This window comes from Weissella kandleri (assembly GCF_045504165.1).
GTDB classification, from domain to species: Bacteria; Bacillota; Bacilli; order Lactobacillales; family Lactobacillaceae; genus Weissella; species Weissella kandleri_A.
Genome location: NZ_JBJJNY010000001.1, coordinates 19951 through 37919, shown reverse-complemented (window position 1 = coordinate 37919; position 17969 = coordinate 19951). Strand labels below are relative to the sequence as shown.

General features: G+C 40.8%; 13 protein-coding genes and 1 tRNA gene. 1 reads left to right on the top strand and 13 read right to left on the bottom strand.

Features of this window, described 5'->3' with window-relative positions; genetic code table 11:
- Positions 1-10: 10 nt before the first annotated feature.
- The 3 genes from ACJQWY_RS00175 to coaBC form a co-directional block, all read right to left on the bottom strand.
- Positions 11-451 (bottom strand): nucleoside 2-deoxyribosyltransferase, encoded by a 441-nt coding sequence (locus ACJQWY_RS00175; RefSeq protein ID WP_407075736.1) that lies wholly within the window; start codon positions 449-451, stop codon positions 11-13.
- A 93-nt stretch (positions 452-544) separates the two neighbouring features.
- Entirely contained in the window at positions 545-1711 is a 1167-nt protein-coding gene (locus tag ACJQWY_RS00170; RefSeq protein WP_407075735.1) for a hydroxymethylglutaryl-CoA synthase, read from the bottom strand.
- On the bottom strand, positions 1708-2925 hold the full coding sequence (gene coaBC, locus ACJQWY_RS00165; RefSeq protein WP_407075734.1) for a bifunctional phosphopantothenoylcysteine decarboxylase/phosphopantothenate--cysteine ligase CoaBC: 1218 nt from the start codon (positions 2923-2925) through the stop codon (positions 1708-1710). The genes ACJQWY_RS00170 and coaBC overlap by 4 nt, the downstream gene beginning before the upstream one ends.
- A gap of 188 nt (positions 2926-3113) precedes the next feature.
- Here coaBC and ACJQWY_RS00160 point away from each other — a divergent pair.
- A tRNA-Glu gene (locus tag ACJQWY_RS00160) sits at positions 3114-3185 on the top strand.
- A 108-nt stretch (positions 3186-3293) separates the two neighbouring features.
- Here ACJQWY_RS00160 and ACJQWY_RS00155 read toward each other — a convergent pair.
- From ACJQWY_RS00155 to ACJQWY_RS00110, 10 genes are all read right to left on the bottom strand, one after another.
- The gene (locus ACJQWY_RS00155; protein ID WP_407075733.1) at positions 3294-6353 is read right to left on the bottom strand and encodes a DEAD/DEAH box helicase; all 3060 of its coding nucleotides are present in this window, start codon (positions 6351-6353) and stop codon (positions 3294-3296) included.
- A 177-nt stretch (positions 6354-6530) separates the two neighbouring features.
- Positions 6531-8930, bottom strand: coding sequence for an endonuclease MutS2 (locus tag ACJQWY_RS00150; RefSeq protein ID WP_407075732.1), 2400 nt, complete (start codon positions 8928-8930; stop codon positions 6531-6533).
- Between the two features lie 290 nt (positions 8931-9220).
- On the bottom strand, positions 9221-9760 hold the full coding sequence (locus tag ACJQWY_RS00145; protein WP_407075731.1) for a CvpA family protein: 540 nt from the start codon (positions 9758-9760) through the stop codon (positions 9221-9223).
- Positions 9757-9987 (bottom strand): cell division protein ZapA, encoded by a 231-nt coding sequence (locus ACJQWY_RS00140; RefSeq protein ID WP_407075730.1) that lies wholly within the window; start codon positions 9985-9987, stop codon positions 9757-9759. The genes ACJQWY_RS00145 and ACJQWY_RS00140 overlap by 4 nt, the downstream gene beginning before the upstream one ends.
- A 56-nt stretch (positions 9988-10043) precedes the next feature.
- Positions 10044-10664 (bottom strand): ribosome biogenesis GTP-binding protein YihA/YsxC, encoded by a 621-nt coding sequence (yihA, locus tag ACJQWY_RS00135; protein WP_407075729.1) that lies wholly within the window; start codon positions 10662-10664, stop codon positions 10044-10046.
- Positions 10665-10678: 14 nt separating this feature from the next.
- Positions 10679-11923 carry an ATP-dependent Clp protease ATP-binding subunit ClpX gene (clpX, locus tag ACJQWY_RS00130; RefSeq protein ID WP_407075728.1) on the bottom strand — a complete coding sequence of 415 codons (1245 nt, stop codon included), beginning with the start codon at positions 11921-11923 and terminating at the stop codon, positions 10679-10681.
- Positions 11924-12051: 128 nt separating this feature from the next.
- Positions 12052-13350 (bottom strand): trigger factor, encoded by a 1299-nt coding sequence (tig, locus tag ACJQWY_RS00125; RefSeq protein ID WP_407075727.1) that lies wholly within the window; start codon positions 13348-13350, stop codon positions 12052-12054.
- A gap of 350 nt (positions 13351-13700) precedes the next feature.
- A complete protein-coding gene (gene tuf / locus ACJQWY_RS00120; protein ID WP_407075726.1) occupies positions 13701-14888 on the bottom strand; it encodes an elongation factor Tu in 1188 nt (395 codons plus the stop codon).
- 210 nt (positions 14889-15098) lie between these two features.
- Positions 15099-16010: a hypothetical protein gene (locus ACJQWY_RS00115; RefSeq protein ID WP_407075725.1), complete on the bottom strand. Its 912-nt coding sequence runs from the start codon at positions 16008-16010 to the stop codon at positions 15099-15101.
- 56 nt (positions 16011-16066) lie between these two features.
- Positions 16067-17965, bottom strand: coding sequence for a ribonuclease J (locus ACJQWY_RS00110; RefSeq protein ID WP_407075724.1), 1899 nt, complete (start codon positions 17963-17965; stop codon positions 16067-16069).
- Positions 17966-17969 lie beyond the last annotated feature (4 nt).

Below are 17969 nucleotides of genomic sequence, written 5' to 3'. Positions count from 1 at the left end.
CCTTCACCCTTTAAAATACTGGTCCGTCCCATTCACTTTTTGGTAATTGATTAAAATCATAGGTCGCTAAGTCCTCAGTTTGACGGATAAAGGCATGCCCAGGCACTGAAATCATCAGATTAATTCCCCCATCCTTTTCCTTAAAGACAATGACTGGCTTGTCTTGCATTCCAGCATACCCAAGCTCCCAAGCGGTCCCAGGATCCACATGATCTTCAACATAATCTACGATGCCAACAACCGCTTTAGCACTATGCAATTCATGCCGATCTTCAGCAAAAATAGCGCTAGCCCATTCCTTTGAACCAAATTCCAAATCTTCTAACGGATGTCGAAAAGGACTATAAAAATCCTTCACAGTCGGATTTTTGGTCAGCGCTGCCTCCACGCGTTCCAAACGTGCAATTTGCTCATCGCTAAAAAACGGACCTGCTAAATAAATTTGTGCCATCGTCAGTTCTCCTTATTAATCATCTCTGTCTATTAAATTATTCTACATGATTTCCTGCTGAACGCCTATTAAAATCGTATTTTTTTAATAAAATTAACGTTGTTTTAAATATTGGCGCTGTTCGTTTTTCAAACCGGTGAGAACAAATTGTGCTGGATCATTTTGAATTTCCAATTCACGATCATCTGACCCTTGTAAACTTTGTTCAAAAAGCTGCTCATATTGCATAATTGAAAGCCCATGACGGCTGCTTAATAAGTCGGGAACTTGATTTGGCACTAATCCAGCTTGATATTTAGGCTGTAAAATTCCTGAATAGAACTCGCCCTCAGCTCCTGATCCGTATGAAAAGAGCCCTAGACGCGCACCTGGCTTCAAACCAGGCGTCTCATTTAATAGTGACAAGAGACTTAAATATAATGAACCCGTATATAAGTTACCAATCTGCCGGCTATACTTTTGACTGGCCTCAAATTGAGCTAGCAGCCCGTTTTGCTGTAATTCATCGGCTTCAGGTAAGACCATTTGCAAACCTTTTTTACCCATCTTGGTAAACGGCAAATGGAAGACTAAGGCAGCAAAATCATCAATAGTCCGCCCGGTTTGTTCGCGGTAACGGTCCCATAACTCTTTAAAGAACTCTTGATAAACGTTACTCGAATACTTACCATCAACTCGCGCTTCAGTTGCATAATTTGGGCGCCAAAAGTCCATTACCTCATCTGTCATAAACTGGCTATCATTTTCCAAGGCTAAAATTTTCGGATCAGCACTCACAAGCATTGCAACTGCGCCTCCACCTTGCGTTACTTCGCCACTCGTTTTTATTCCATAACGGGCCACATCACTTGCAACCACTAGCACTTTTCGCTCTGGATGCGCAGCTACATAGTCTCGGGCCTGCATCAAACCATACGTTCCAGAATAACAAGCTTGTTTTAACTCAATCGTCCGTGCATACTTTTGAATACCTAATAAACGTTGTAGATAAGCAGCCCCCGACTTTGATTGATCGACGCCAGACTCAGTTGCAAAAATGACTAAATCCAAAGTTTGTCGTAATGCATCAGTCATCAAAGGTGCCGCCGCATTCGCTCCCATTGTCACCGCATCTTGCGTCGGTGGAATCACAGCTTGGCGGGTCTGACCAATCCCAATGAGATATTTGTTCGGATCTTCACCACGAGCCTGTGCTAAGTCGGTCATCTCAATATAAAGATGCGGTGAAAAGAAGCTCATTTGATCAATTCCAATTTTCATTTAATATCTCTCCGTTCTTGTTGAATTTGCACAATTTGTTGCACAATTTTCCGTGCTACTTCGATCTTTGGTAAGATTGGCAAAGTTTTTGGTTCTAATCCTGGTTGTAAGAAGGTCACTTGATTGGTGTCCGTTTGAAATCCGCTCCCCGGCTGAGTCACGTCATTGGCTACCAACAAATCAACATTTTTCTTCGTTAATTTAAGATTTGCGTGCTCGATTAAATCGTTCGTTTCAGCCGCAAATCCTACTAAAATCTGGTGCTGTTTGGCTTGCCCCAATGTAGCTAACAAATCTGGATTTTCTTGAAACGTTAGTGCCAAGTTCGCACCGGATTGCTTTTTAATTTTTTTAGACGCAACGGTTAGTGGTCGATAATCAGCCACCGCTGCTGCCATCACCACCCCATTCACATGCGCAAAATCGGCTTGCAGGGCTACTAGCATTTCACGGGCGGACTGGACAGGAACCATTTTAACCCCCGCTGGACTAGGTAAATTCACTGTTGTAATCAAAGTTACATCCGCCCCCCATTCAAGGAGTGCCTGGGCAACAGCGTAGCCCATCTTACCGGAAGAATGGTTTCCGATAAAGCGAACAGGGTCTAAAGCTTCTTTGGTCCCACCAGCTGTCACCAGAAATTTTTGCCCTTGCAGTGGCGTTTGAGTCATCAATTGCCGTAGTTGCAATTCGGCATTTGCTAATAACTCTTCAGGTTCCAGCATCCGTCCTTGTCCTTGATAGCCTTCAGCTAAGAGTCCTTCAGTTGGCTCAATAATCATCACCCCATCTTGGCGTAGTTGCGCCAAGTTGCGTCGCACCGCGGGATTGTGATACATGGCTGGATTCATTGCCGGCGCAATTAACATCGGCGTATGCCTTGCAATCGCCACCGTTGAAGCGGCATCATCAGCTAACCCTTGCGCTAACTTACCAATGAAATTAGCCGTTGCCGGGACCACGAACAATAAATCAGCCCAATCCGCCCATTCAATATGTGCCACCTGGGCATCAGCCGTTTTAAATAAGTCAGTTAAAACTGCATGTTTGGTCAAGGTCGCAAATGTCTTTTCCGTCATAAATTCCAAAGCGTTCTTTGTCATCACCACACACACTTCGGCACCAGCCTTTATTAATAAACGGGCTACCCGAGCTGACTTGTACGCTGCCACCCCACCGGTCACAATTAATACTATTTTCTTATTTTCAAACATCTTGGAACCTCATTCCCAATCACCACAAGCTAACCTTCTTCTGGATTAAATTTCAGCTTACTACGCTATTATTTTACCCTACTTCCCCATTTTCGCCAATTTTTTACTTTATTTTCAAAAAAACGCTTGCCAAACACTTTCAAACTTGTTATTATATTATTTGTTGTTAAGCGACAACGAGTAATAATGGCTCATTGGTCAAGCGGTTAAGACTCCGGTTTTTCACACCGGCATCCAGGGTTCGACTCCCTGATGAGCTATCGTCCATAAAGTCCTCAGTCTTGAGGGCTTTATTTTTTTGCACAATTCTTACTAATATGCCACCAATCAAAAAGGAAGCCTACTTGCTGGCTCCCTCTTTTTAAATATTATGAATTAGAATCTGGTAAAACATTTAACGTTGTTTCGATGACGTCCGAATGAAAGGATTGATATAAATTTTTGTCACCAATTACCCAAAACTCCTCTTTTGCTCTTGTTGCAGCCACATTCATTAAATTGGGTTCGTTAATCGCCCACTGGGCTGCCCCAGCTTCATCCCAACTAGCACCTAACACCAAATAAACAATTTTTGCCTCTTTTCCCTGAAAAGTATGCACCGTTCCAATTGATTTTGTCGGAATTAACTTTGATGATAATTCCTTCTTTAGTTGGTTTACTACATTTTTAAAGGGCGAGATAACATAAATATTTTGGGCATCTTCCCCAGCCGCTAGACGCTTTTCAATATTAGTGCGCAACCATTCAGCCTGTTCTTTAACAAACTTATTTTCTGAAACGCCCGTAATATCTATCCAACCACCTTTCCCAGGATGCTTCATATTCTCAGGCAAGACCATTTGCTCATCGTAAGATATTTGATTCGAAATACTAAACATAGGATCAAGACACCGTCGATGAACCCACAGCGGAATCCCAATCCATTCATCTGATTTCTTCTGATAACCATATTGACTAGCTTCATCAATCAAAGTTTGTACAGAAGCGTACCCGTTGACGACGGTTTTTGGTGCACCATATTTTTTAGCAATGAGCCTAATTACCCCATTACTCAATGGAATCACCGGCGGTATCTGTGAAGGGTCGCCAACTGCCATCACCCGCTTACTTCTCAAGATAGCTCCAACCGCGGCCTGAGGAACAGCTTGACCGGCCTCATCAATAAATAAATTAGCGAGGTCCTCAACATCCATATACTTAAACATGCGACCAAAACTGGCAAACGTGGTACTAATTACCGGAATCGCCAAATTAATCCAATTCCAAGCTGATGTAATTAATTTCCGTTTATCTGGATTAGTATAATCCGACAAGCGATTCCAAATATTTGCACTCCCTTTGATGCTTCTTTTATTTTCATATAGAAATTGCTTTTTAACCGCAAGTGCTTTAATGAATAATCTTGATTGTTCAATCCGATATTCTTTACTAAACCAAGGATTTGACTGTTGTAATTGCTCATACGGTTGCGTCAAATCAAGAGGCTGAATTTGCGTAGCTTCTATTTCTTTTTTTAAAGATTGAATTTTTTTCTCTAGCTTCTCCAAGCTGACTTTTTGAGTGTACTCCCATTGATCAAAATTATCCTTAGTTATTTGGATTGCTTCCACTTGGGCTTGTTGCTGTTTTTTAAAGGTGGCTTGTGTTTGATTGAATTGTTGCACCTGGTCTTCCAACCTCGCCTGTTGATCTAGCAATTCGCCCAATACAGATGATAAAGTATTTTTACGTTCTCGATATGCCAACGCCTTTGGCCGTTTAAATAAGATACTTAACCATGTAGGCTTTTGCTGGTGTAACACATTCAGTGCTTCTTTTTTTAACTGAATTTGCCGCTCATTATTGTTTTTTTCGGTTACGAGGGCCGCTTGTTGGATCAAATTGTGATTAATGTTTTGTTCTAAACTGTCCAGTGTTTGCTCGATTTGTTGAATCTTACGCTGCTTTTGTGCTTGTTTTTCATCAGACGCTGCATTAAATTTTGCCCTTTGAGAATTCAATTGATTCTGCCGCTTCATCAATTTTTGATACGTGTCTGCAACGCCTTGGGCTTGATCCCGTAAATGAGCTACCTTATGATACTGCTGTTCAAATTCTTGATAGGCCCGTGGATTATCCTTAAAAGCATCATCATCCATAGCTTTAACCATTTGCTGTATCATCGTTGTTAAACTTTGAACATTGGCTTTTTTACCACCTTCAGTTGCAAAAGTCCCCCAATTCTTATTAATCGCTTGATTATCGTTCTTATCTTGTGCATTACTAATAGCTGTAAAATAATCTAGGTCAGTAATCTCTTGTTCAAAGACCGGATCAATTTGGTCTTTTTGTGGCAATTCTTTAACAATATTTTGGACGGCCCCATTGTTAGAACTAGCGACTATAATATTATACTCAGCTATCTGCTCAGAAAGTTGTGCAATTTTGCCCTTGCCAAAATACGTTTCAGTCTCGGTAAGATGCTTATTCATTAACTGCGTAATTTCATACGCTTGGCGCACAGTCAGTTCGGCAAAAATATCTTTCAACAAGGTCGTTTTACCCGTCCCCGGCGGTCCATTGACGCCTCGCACGTCATTATTATCATCATTCAAAGACACATTTACCGCAATCTGTTGCATTAATGAAAGGCCCCATTCAGGATTTGATGGAAAACGTCCTAAGGGGTAATTTTGAGGTGCTAAATTTTTAGCGATAGCATGCGCATTAAAGGTACTGTGACGCTGATCACTATCTAAATTCATCCGCGCGCCTTGAAATCCCGAAAGATAACGCTCTAAATTTTTAGACTGTTTGTCCATGGCTAACTTTAAGTCATCAGTATAAAACGAATGCAAAAGAACGTCATCGTGTGTAATATCCTCTTGGAATTCATAATAATTATCTACCGAAAAATTAGTTTGCTCTTCGACAAGCTGATTCATCCCTTGCTCAAAACCATTTTCAAACAATTCGGCAATTTTTTTATTTAATTTAGCCTCAATTTCTTCAATTTGGTTAGGTAAATCATTATACCGATGCGCGTAACCGCTCATCGTATAAAAAATGGAATCTTCCTTTAATTTAAATTTATTATCATCCTCATCAGTCACGATAAAAGAGACACACCACGTAAATTTTTGCGTATTATTATCATCTTGGTATTCTTGCGATAACTTAAATTTATCTGCTAAAGCATTGATCAATTGCGAAAATGAAAATACATCAAAAAAAAGCGTTAATCCTATCCGGTCTTCATGTTTAATTGCTTGATGCTTATCTTTAAAGGTCATTAGTTGCGTTTTAAAAAATTGATTCCAACTCGCATATTCTTTTGGCAAACGCTTGTATTTCAGATTATTATTTGCTTTTAAGTCTATGTCCCCTTCGGAAAATTGTTCAATTGCGGTCCATGCCGCTAAAATATTTTCGTTATCAAATCTTGTCACTTATCTTCACTTCCAATATCAGATTATATTAATATTATTGTATCATGATATTCATATCCTTTTTACTTTTATCAATTTAAAATATAATCATTATAAAAAAAAGAAAACCCACCAATGGAGCTTCCTCTTTTTAAATATTATGAATTATTGCCTTCATCAATTAAACACCAGACTCACTTAAACCAACTCCACATAGGTGGCACCTTGATCAGGTCCAGTATAATCAAAATTTTTCACCGAACGATGCGATTGTAGATACTCTTGTACCCCTTTCCGGATGGCTCCCGTTCCTTTACCATGAATAATTTCAACGCTTTGTAAATTATTAAGCAAAGCAGAATCAATGAATCGGTCTAATTCATGCATCGCTGGTTCATAACGCTCTCCACGCAAGTCCAAAGTAGCCGAAGCATGTGCTCGATTCATAGCCTGATTCGTTGAAACTGACTGAGCGCGACTTCGCTTTCCGCTGGCTTTGGTCTTCTTCACATTTTGCTTAACTTGACTAGCGGTTTGTTTTTCAATCTCATCCCCACTGACAACCAGTTTCAAAATCCCAATTTGGACTTCGTATTTACCATCTTTCAGTTTACGTACGACTGTTCCTTGCTGACCATATTCCCGTACCAAAACGGTATCACCCATTGCAATTGCCACATTTTTAGCCGCCTTAGCTTTCCGCAAAATTCGATTATTTTCAGCTGTAGGGGTCTGTTGCAGTTGATTTAAGCTGCCTTTAGCATCAATAATTTTATTTTCTTTAATTCCCGCAGCCCCCGCTCGCTGCATCTGATGCAAATCATCAATAATACGTTGCGTCTTTTTCCGCGTATCTGCAACAATATGGTTGGCCTCTTGCTGCGCTTTTTGCAACAGTTGCGCCTTTTGCACCTCTAATTGATCTTGCGCTTGGGATAATTGTTCTGCCTGCCGCTGATTATCAGCCAATTGAACGTCTAATTCCGCGCGCTCAGTCTGCACTGCATTCCGTTGATCAACCAAATCTTGAATCATTTCATTTAATTCTTGCGCTTCATTATCTGTCAACCCGCGTGCTTGTTGCACAATCGTCATTGGCAATCCCAAACGCTGGGCAATATCCAAAGCATTTGAACGCCCGGGAATACCTAATAGTAAATGATAAGTCGGTTGTAGCGTCTCAATGTCAAATTCCATCGAGGCATTAATCGTGGCTGCGCGATTGTAACCATAAACTTTTAATTCTGGATAATGAGTTGTCGCTACCGTATAAGCGCCAACTTCACCCACAGCATCCAAAATTGCCATGGCAAGGGCTGCTCCTTCTTGTGGATCAGTTCCAGCACCTAATTCGTCAAATAGCACTAATGATTGCTTCGTCAAGTGCTTAAGAATCTCAATAATGTTCACCATATGCGAGCTAAAGGTTGATAATGATTGTTCAATCGATTGTTCATCCCCAATGTCCGCAAAGACATTATCAAAGACTCCTACAGTTGAATGTTCTGCTGTCGGCAAAAACAATCCTGACTGGGCCATTAATTGCAGTAAGCCCAGCGTCTTTAAGGTAATGGTTTTCCCACCCGTATTAGGACCAGTCACAATAATCGCTGTATAATCTTTTCCCAAAATAATATCATTAGCCACCGTTTTAGCTTGATTAAGCAAAGGATGCCGTGCTTGTAATAGGTTAACTTCTTGTGTTGCACTCACCGTGGGCTCCGTGGCCACTAATTGTACCGCATATTGACCTTTCGCTAAAACAAAGTCTAAATGCCCTAGGAGCGTAGCATTTTGTAAAATATTCTCTGCTTCCGGTTTGAGGCGTTGTGAAAGTTCATGTAAAACGCGCCGTTCTTCCGCGTAAGCTTTGAGCTGATATTCGCGTAATCGATTGTTCATGTCCACAACAGGCGCTGGCTCAACATACAAGGTTTGTCCCGTTTGACTCTGGTCATGCACGACTCCACTCAATTTACTTCGGTATTCAGCCTTAACTGGTACCACATATCGATCGTTACGCATTGTCACAATTGGATCTGACAAATACTTAGCGGTACTTCCACGAGTGTAATCTTGCATTTTTTGTCGAATTGCGTTTTCCGTGCCCGCGATTGCTTGCCGTAATCGATGTAGCTCAGTTGAAGCATCATCTTGCAACCGACCATCTTGATCCAATGCTTGCCGCAACGCCTTGCTTAAGTCTGATAAGGTAATTAAAGCTTTGACATAGGGCATTAAGGCTGGCAAAGTTTCTCCTTGATCAGTCGCAAAATTAACGAAAGTTTGTTCGACCTGTCCAGTCGCCCATAACACGCGACCCACTTGAACTAATTCCGACCCATTTAAATCAGCATCAATCATCACCCGCTGCATGGAGCTTTTAATATCGGCTAATCGTGGCATTTGAAAGGCAACAGCACGTCGCAAAATTAAATAAGCATCCGCCGTTTCCGCTAACCATTGTTGCATTTGTGTAGCATCCGTAGTGGGGTGAAGTTGCTCCAACTCATTTTCGCCCCCCGCCGTCATTAAGAACGGCTTAATTTTAGCTTTAACAGCATCATATTCAAGCGTTTTTAATATTTTTGAATTCATTTTGAACCTCCTTCAAAATAATCTTTAATTCTCATCTTTTCAGTACTCATCATCGACACCGATTTGTGTACCTGACTCTGATTTAATTTTTAAATTTTAATTTGATAAAACTATAGCTTAGTTTAGCATATCTTAAGCGGTTCTAACCAGTTGAAAAGCCTTAATCTATTACATAATCCGAATACCAGCTTTCAATTTACATGGAAAAAACCACCCGTTTAAAAACAGGTGGTTTGCCCCACTAATGCCAATTTTTAACCCAATCATACATCTCAACATGTCTTACAACGTTAAAAATTAACAATAAACCATTGATAAATTTGACTGGATAGGATTGGCGTTTCTTGCATCACAAATTGAGCCACAGGTGAATACGTAATTTGTTCATGCATCCAGGTCCAATCAAAGGCCCCTAAAATATAGAGTAAAAAGAAAATTCCGGTATACATAATAATGGTATTTAGCAAGGCCCCCAGAACTCGATTAAAAAAGCCCAAAACTGGAACTTTATTTAAAATACGCATGCTTCGTTGAATTTGCCGTAAAATCGCAAATCCAATCATTGTCACCAGAGAAAAACCAATTCCCGAATACAAAAAGCGGTTCGATTGATTTAACAAAGACGCGCTCACTGGCGATGACCATGTTGAAGTTAATTGATTATTAACCAAATTCGCAATCACATCCCCAACATTATGTGCCAAGAGCACCGCGAGTACCCAGACCAACACGCGACCAACCGAACGAATTAACACCCGGACAAAACCTTCATGATAACCATGCATCCACGCCATTAGCAATGCTAATAAGATTAGAATTGAAATAATCATACATGTTCCTCAGCTGCTTTTTGCATATTAATTTGATCTGATAAAGCATTAATCGCCACCAAGACTAAAGCGTCACTGGCGCTTAACTTGGGATTTTTATTTTTTAAATCATTTAATTGTTGATTGGCCAAATTAAAAACTGCTTCCATATGCGCTTGATTTTCATTGGTGGTCAACGTATACGTTTTTCCTAGGATTTTTCCTTGAAATCGCTGCATTGCTGCCATTAAACTTTCCTCCACTTTCATCTGGAATTGCATTGCACCTCGTCGTCAGCTGATTCTTATTCTTCAACTGCAGCGGTCCCATCCAACATCCGGGCTTCAATCCATTCCCAAACCAAATCTTTACCATATTTAGTTTCTGATGAAAAAATTTCAAAATCTGATACTTCTGGATTAAATTGGAGGGCTTTTTTAATCGTACTTTCCGCGTAATTATATTTACCCCGCGCAATTTTGTCCGCTTTCGTGGCCACCACCAAAACCGGTAAACCACCCATATCATCAGACGTTAACCATTGATACATCTCAACGTCTTCTTTTGAAGGCGCATGCCTGGCATCGACTAACTGAATGACACCACGTAACGGAACCCGCTTTTCCAAATATTCACCAATCATAACCTGGAACTTAGCACGAGCACTTTTTGAAACTTTCGCATAACCATAGCCAGGTACGTCCACAAAAAAGACTTGATTTTCAACTTTGTAAAAATTAAGCGTTTGCGTTTTCCCAGGCTGTGAAGAAGTCCGCGCAAAGGCCTTACGATTAATTAACGTATTCGTTAAAGATGACTTCCCAACATTTGAACGTCCAACCAAGGCAATTTCAGGCAAATTATCATCTGGATATTGGCTTTCTTGAACCGCTGACATCACCATCTCAACATTATGAACTTCCATTGTTTTCTCCTTAGTTACTTTAAAATAACTTTTGGTGTCGTATTTTTTTCGACATTCTCTTGTGAAATCATAACTTCCAACACATCATTACGACTTGGAATATCAAACATGACATCGCGCATGACTTCCTCAATAATAGAGCGCAATCCACGTGCACCGGTTTCACGCTCAATCGCCAAATTAGCCATAGCTTTCAGCGCACCAGATTCAAACGTTAATTTTACTCCATCTAAAGCAAGCAACGCTTGATATTGCTTAACCAAAGCATTTTTAGGCTTGGTCAAAATTTGTACCAAATCATCGGCTGATAATTCATTCAATACCGTTAAGATTGGCAGACGACCAATGAATTCTGGAATTAAACCAAAGGTCATTAAATCTTCAGGCACAATTTGTTGCATGAAGGTTTGATCAGAATTCTGCAACGCTTTGGCGCTATCCGTCCCAAAGCCAATCGTCTTTCCTCCAACCCGTTCTTTAACAATATTTTCAATACCAGCAAAAGCTCCACCCACAATGAATAGAATGTTGGTCGTATCAATTTGAATGAATTCTTGGTTCGGATGCTTTCGTCCTCCTTGAGGTGGCACATTAGCAATCGTTCCTTCGATCATCTTCAAAAGGGCTTGTTGGACTCCCTCACCCGAAACGTCACGTGTAATTGAGACATTTTCCGATTTTTTGGCAATTTTGTCAATTTCGTCAATATAGATAATTCCCATTTCGGCGCGTTCAACATCGTAGTCAGCGGCTTGGATTAACTTCAACAAAATGTTCTCAACATCTTCACCCACATAACCAGCCTCAGTCAGCGTTGTTGCATCGGCAATTGCAAAGGGTACATTCAACATTTTCGCCAATGATTGCGCAATATAAGTCTTTCCAGAACCGGTGGGTCCCACCATCGCAATATTTGACTTTTGTAACTCGACCTCTGAATCATCATGCTCTTTTTCTAACAAGGCGTTCACTCGCTTGTAGTGGTTATAGACGGCCACAGCTAAAGTTCGCTTTGCTTCATTTTGTCCGACAACATAAGTATTTAAATTCTCAACGATTTCAGCAGGGGTCATCAAATTAACTTTTTGTTCGATTGCATCAGCTTGTAAATCTTCGTTAATGATTTGTTGTGCTAACTCCACACATTCATTACAGATAAAAACCCCTGGCCCAGCGACTAATTTTTTTACTTCGCTCGCTGACTTACCACAAAAAGAACAATACGCTCCTCCAGTTGTGTTATCAGTTGTATCAATCATGCGTTAATCTCCTTTTTTACCATTAAATTAACTATTATCATCTCATCCAGCTTTTAAGATGACATACAATAGACAAAAACGAGACCAGCACCAGCATAGTCTCGTTTTTCATTTAAATCAGCTGAACTTTAGGCTTCCACGGCTGAATCAACAATAGTATTAACAGCTTGCTTAATTGCAATATCGTGTGCCAACATGTCATCTGACAAAGCCTTACGGATTTCTGCTTCATCCATTGCATACATTTCAGCTAATGACTTAACCTCAGCATCAATTGCTGCTTGGTCAGGCTTAATATCTTCAGCCTTAACAACTGCTTCAAGAACTAAATTCGTCTTAACCCGGTTTTCAGCATCTTGAGCATATTGATTATGGATATCTTCTTCAGTTTGTCCAGTAATTTGGCTGTACATCTCAGGTGAGATTCCTTGGTTTTGCATTGAAGAGTAGAATGAGTTGATTTGACGGTGAATGTCTTCTTCCAACATTGCTGCTGGGATTTCATCGCCGACAACCTTAGCATTCTCAACAGCCTTTTTAACAGCTTCATCTTCCTTAGCTTCAGCTGCTGCGTTCTTCTTAGCTTCACCTAAACGGTCCTTTGTCTTAGCTTTAAGTTCTTCTAAACTAGCAACGTCCTCATCAACATCCTTAGCGAACTCATCATCCAAGGCTGGAACTTCCTTAACCTTAACTTCATGAATCGTTGTTTCAAAGACTGCATCTTTACCAGCCAAGTCTTCCGCTTGGTAATCTTCAGGGAACGTTACGTTAACGTTAACCGTTTCTTCCGCCTTGTGTCCTACCAATTGGTCTTCAAAACCAGGAATAAATTGACCTGAACCTAATTCAAGACTAAAATTGTCAGCCTTTCCACCATCAAAGGCTTCACCATCAACTGAACCATCAAAGTCAATAATTACAGTATCGCCCTTTTCAGCAGCGTGATCTTCAGCCAAAACCAATTCAGCTTGTTGTTGACGCATGTTTTCAATTTCATCATCAACATCAGCATCTGAAACTTCAACATCTTGTTTAGCTACCGTTAAGCCTTTGTAATCACCCAATTCGATTTCAGGTGCAACTTCAACTTCAGCCGTAAGTACCCAAGGTTGTCCCTTTTCCAATGACTCAACCGCAATTTGTGGTTGGTTAACTGGTGAAATTCCAGCAGCCATTACAGCACTTGGATAAGCAGCTTGCAAAGCAAAGTTAACCGCATCTTCATACAAAGCTTCTTCACCAAAACGCGCAATAAACATTTGCTTTGGCATCTTACCCTTACGGAAGCCAGGAACGTTCAATGAATCTTTAATCCGGTTAAAGGCCGCATCAATTGCAGCACCTTGATCTTCAACAGGAATCTCAATCTTCAAAGTTCCTTTGTTTCCTTCACCACGAGTAAATTCGGCATTATTTGCAACCATTATTTTCTTCCTCCACGTCAGTTTAATTATAAAAATTAAACTGCCTTATTTCTTATTAATATACTTCCACTATTTTACCGTACTTTACGCGCTTTGGCAAAGTAAACATCGACTTTTTTCTGGGTAAATTTGCTCAAATTAAAGATCTTTATTATTTCACCCCAACCAGCTTGCTTCACGCTGCCTTTAAACATCTAAATTTCACAATAACTAGCTAATGAATTCCAGCCGTTACCAATTCTCGAACCAATCTAAGAAAGCGTGCCATGTTGTTTGTCTTGCAAAAACAAAAAAGACTGACCACAATATGATCAGTCTTTTTAGATTTAAAGTTCGATGATTAATAAAAATTAGTCTTCGATTTTTGAAACAGTTCCGGCACCGACAGTACGTCCACCTTCACGAACAGTAAACTTCAAACCTTCTTCAATGGCAACTGGTGCAATCAATTCGATATCGAATGTAACGTGATCACCAGGCATAACCATTTCTACACCTTCTGGCAATTGAACAACCCCAGTAACGTCAGTTGTGTGGAAGTAGAATTGTGGACGGTAGTTAGTGAAGAATGGAGTGTGACGTCCACCTTCTTCTTTGGTCAAAACGTAGACTTCGGCCAAGAACTTAGTGTGGGTCTTGATTGATCCTGGCTTTGCCAAGACTTGTCCACGTTCGATTTCTGAACGATCAACACCACGTAGCAAAGCTCCGATGTTATCTCCGGCTTGTCCTTGTTCCATAGTCTTACGGAACATTTCGATACCAGTAACAACAGTCTTACGGATGTCTTCCTTCAAACCGATGATTTCAACTTCATCATTCAAGACAACAGTTCCACGGTCAACACGACCTGAAGCAACTGTTCCACGTCCAGTAATTGTGAATACATCTTCGACAGGCATCAAGAATGGCTTGTCAGTATCACGTTCTGGCGTTGGGATGTATGAATCAACTGTGTCCATCAATTCTTCGATGACCTTAACTTGTTCTGGATCACCTTCCAAAGCCTTCAAAGCAGATCCACGGATGAATGGTACATCATCACCAGGGAAATCGTACTCTGTAAGCAATTCACGTGCTTCCATTTCAACCAAGTCAACCAACTCTTCGTCGTCAACCAAATCTGTCTTGTTCAAGAAGACGATCAAGTATTCAACACCAACTTGGTGAGCCAACAAGATGTGCTCACGAGTTTGTGGCATTGGTCCGTCAGTAGCGGCGATAACCAAGATGGCACCGTCCATTTGAGCGGCTCCAGTAATCATGTTCTTAACGTAGTCCGCGTGACCTGGGGCGTCGATGTGCGCGTAGTGACGATTTTCAGTCTCATACTCGATGTGAGCAGTGTTAATCGTGATTCCACGTTCGCGCTCTTCGGGAGCAGCGTCAATGGCAGCAAAATCTTGTAGTTGTGCCAATCCCTTGTCAGCCAATACCTTTGAGATAGCGGCAGTCAAAGTAGTCTTACCGTGGTCGACGTGACCAATAGTTCCAATGTTAACGTGCGGCTTAGTGCGCTCGTAATGTTCCTTAGCCAAAAGCTTATCCTCCTAATTTCCGTAAGTCGAAAAACATGTTTACAACTTAAAAGTTGTTAAATCTATTATACACTAAAAGTACAACTGGATAAACAACAATCGAAAATAATTTAATTGATTTCTCCCCTAGGGAAGCTGTACTCATTATATAAGACGATTTTAAATTTGTAAATATTTTTTCCAGCAAAAAAATAATTTTCGTGTGTTTCTTCAATTTACCGTATTAAATAAAGTCTGAACCTGTTTTAGTAATAGTTCATGATACTCACTTTGTGCTGGTGACTCAACCCCGCCTGTAGATTGATGTAGCGCGGCTAACTCATTGTCAAACCAGCTTTGACTATCAACTGCAGTCAAAGGGCTAAACGGATAAGTTAAAAACATTTCTAACCGTAACTGTTCTTGCAACATTTGCGATACAAGCGGGTCTTGCATATTTTCAAGTTGGTCTAATTCCTGCGTTAAAGTCTGATAAAGCGGTAATGCCTCAACCGTTGGTAGTGTGTCCGGCCGTATTTGAAGTTGGCGCCCGTCTAGCCAACGGAAGGCTAATTGCTTATGCACCGCTAGCTCACGAAGACGGTTTAAAACCGTGTTTCTGGTCACAGCTGAGAGGAAGGGATCAATTAACAAAAACTGAGCACCGGCTACATATTCATGTAACGGCAGGTGTTCAACTTGTTGTAAAATTTCATTTTGCTCACCTAAACTATAATTACTTAGATGATAGAACTGCCGGGCCTGCATCTTTAGAAGTTTCGCCTCAGAATTTCTAAAAGTTTGCTCTGCTGCCACAATCTGGGAGATTAAAGTGGCATTCCAAGCTGTTGCTAATGCGAATTCACGGGCAACTAGAAAATACGTATTTTTTAAGGCCACCGCCAGATAAAATTGCGCATGTTCTAAACTATCTTGGTACACTTGAGGCGCATATTGCAAATAGGTCCAAGCATTCACTAAATCTTCTAATTGCACAAAGCTTGCGCCTAAAATTTTTTGAATCTGCCTGGTTGGCTTTTGCGCAAAGGCTGGCTCCAAGGTATCGATTGCCACTTGCCATTCCTCATTCTGATAAGCTAACTGTCCCGCCTGAATGGCTTGTTGATACTCATCGTCATTCATGTGTCAGTCCTCCCTCTTTTGCATCAAAGCATCCACTTGTCTATAACTGCACCGTATTATTTAGCTGCCGACTTAGCCGCCTCTACTGATTTAGTAGCTGTTTTGCGCCGATTATTGCGTGGCTTAGTTGGCTTAGCGTTCCCTTTTTTGGCAGGCGCTTTTGCTTTATTTTTCATCTGATTTGATGCACTCTTTTTGGCTGTATTAACTGGTTGATTAGCCTTTTTATTTTTACCATCCCCAGCCTTTTTATTTGCCGTCCGCCGACGCCGCCCGTTTTGGTTAGCCTCCATGATAACTGGCAAAATGACCGGTTTCCGATGGGTTTTTTCATACAAGAATTTACCAAGCGCATCACGAACTGAACCCTTCAACTTACCCCAATCAAATTCTTTAGTGTTCTTAACCCCTTCAGCAACCGTCGTTTCAACTAATTCAGCTGCTTCCTTCAACAAATCGCGAGAAGTTTTCACGTAAACAAATCCCCTTGAATCGACTTTCGCATGCGCAACGACCTTTTTTTTCTTCCGATCAATGGTAATCACCGCAATAAAGACTCCATCTTCAGATAGAATTCGCCGATCATTTAACACGATTGACCCGATATCTCCGATTCCTGATCCATCAATCATCGTCGCATCAACTTGAATTGAACCGGCTAAATGCGGTGCCAATTGATGATCAAAGACTAAACGATCACCATTTTTCAAAATAAAGGCATGATCTTTTGAAATCCCCAATTCTAAAGCGGCTTGATAACCGGCATTCAACATCCGATATTCCCCTTGAACAGGTAAAACATTTTCAGGCTTCAACATATTCAACATCATCTGGAAATCATTTTTTGATGCATGTCCTGACGAATTCATATCGGATGAAATTTGCTTAACATCTGCCCCGGCCCGAAAGAGCATATCACGCGTCCGCGCCACAAAGCCTTCCATCGCAGTTGAAGGGGTTGTTGTAATAAACACCAAATCACCGTCAGTAATTTTAATATTACGGTCATCCCCGTGCGCCATACGTTGCAAATGCCGCAATGGTTCACCCATTTTACCGGTTTCTAAAATAACCGTTGCTTCAGGGACCACTGTTTTTAAATTTTTCAACGAGACAAACAATTCATTTTCTGGAACTGGCAATTCTAGCTTACCCAAGCGCAACGCTGTTCGCACTGATTTTTCAATATCATTACCTGATAAAATAATCTTCCGCTGCGTCCGATAGGCTGCTTGTACCACTTGTTGAATTCGCTGAATATTAGAAGCCACCGCTGCAACAACAATTCGCCCGCTATGGTGACGGAAGCTTTCATAGATATATTGCTCAATTTCTGATTCATGCGCTAGTTGACCTGGATTACCTGTCCCCGCCGCATCAATCAACAGCGCTTTAACCCCTTTTCGACCAATCTCTGCTAAGCGCAACAAATCCATTTGATAAGTTGGTGCTGCCGTCGTATCAAACTTAAAATCACCCGTATAAACAACTTGCCCCATCGGTGTTTCAATCACAATTCCCAATGATTCTGGGATCGTGTGCGTCGTTTCAAAGAAGGAAATTTTTACATCACCAAAATCAATTTCTTGATTACCTGTTACAACATGATAATCAGTGAAAGCTTTCGTTTGCGGATTATTTTCAATCGCCAACTTAGCAAGCTCAATCGTCAATTCTGATCCAAAAATTGGCACATTAATTTCTGATAGTAGATAAGATAAAGCCCCAATGGCATCAGCATGCCCATGTGTCAAAAAGATTCCAGCAATTTGATCTGCACGCTCGACTAAGTATTTAAAATCAGGGATGACCACATCCACCCCTAGTAAATCATTTTCTGGATACTGCAGCCCAGCATCTAAAATAAAAATATCTTCACCAACTGTGACTGCATACATGTTCTTACCATTTTCGCGCATACCGCCAAATGGCATAATCGTTAAATCTGTACTCATATTT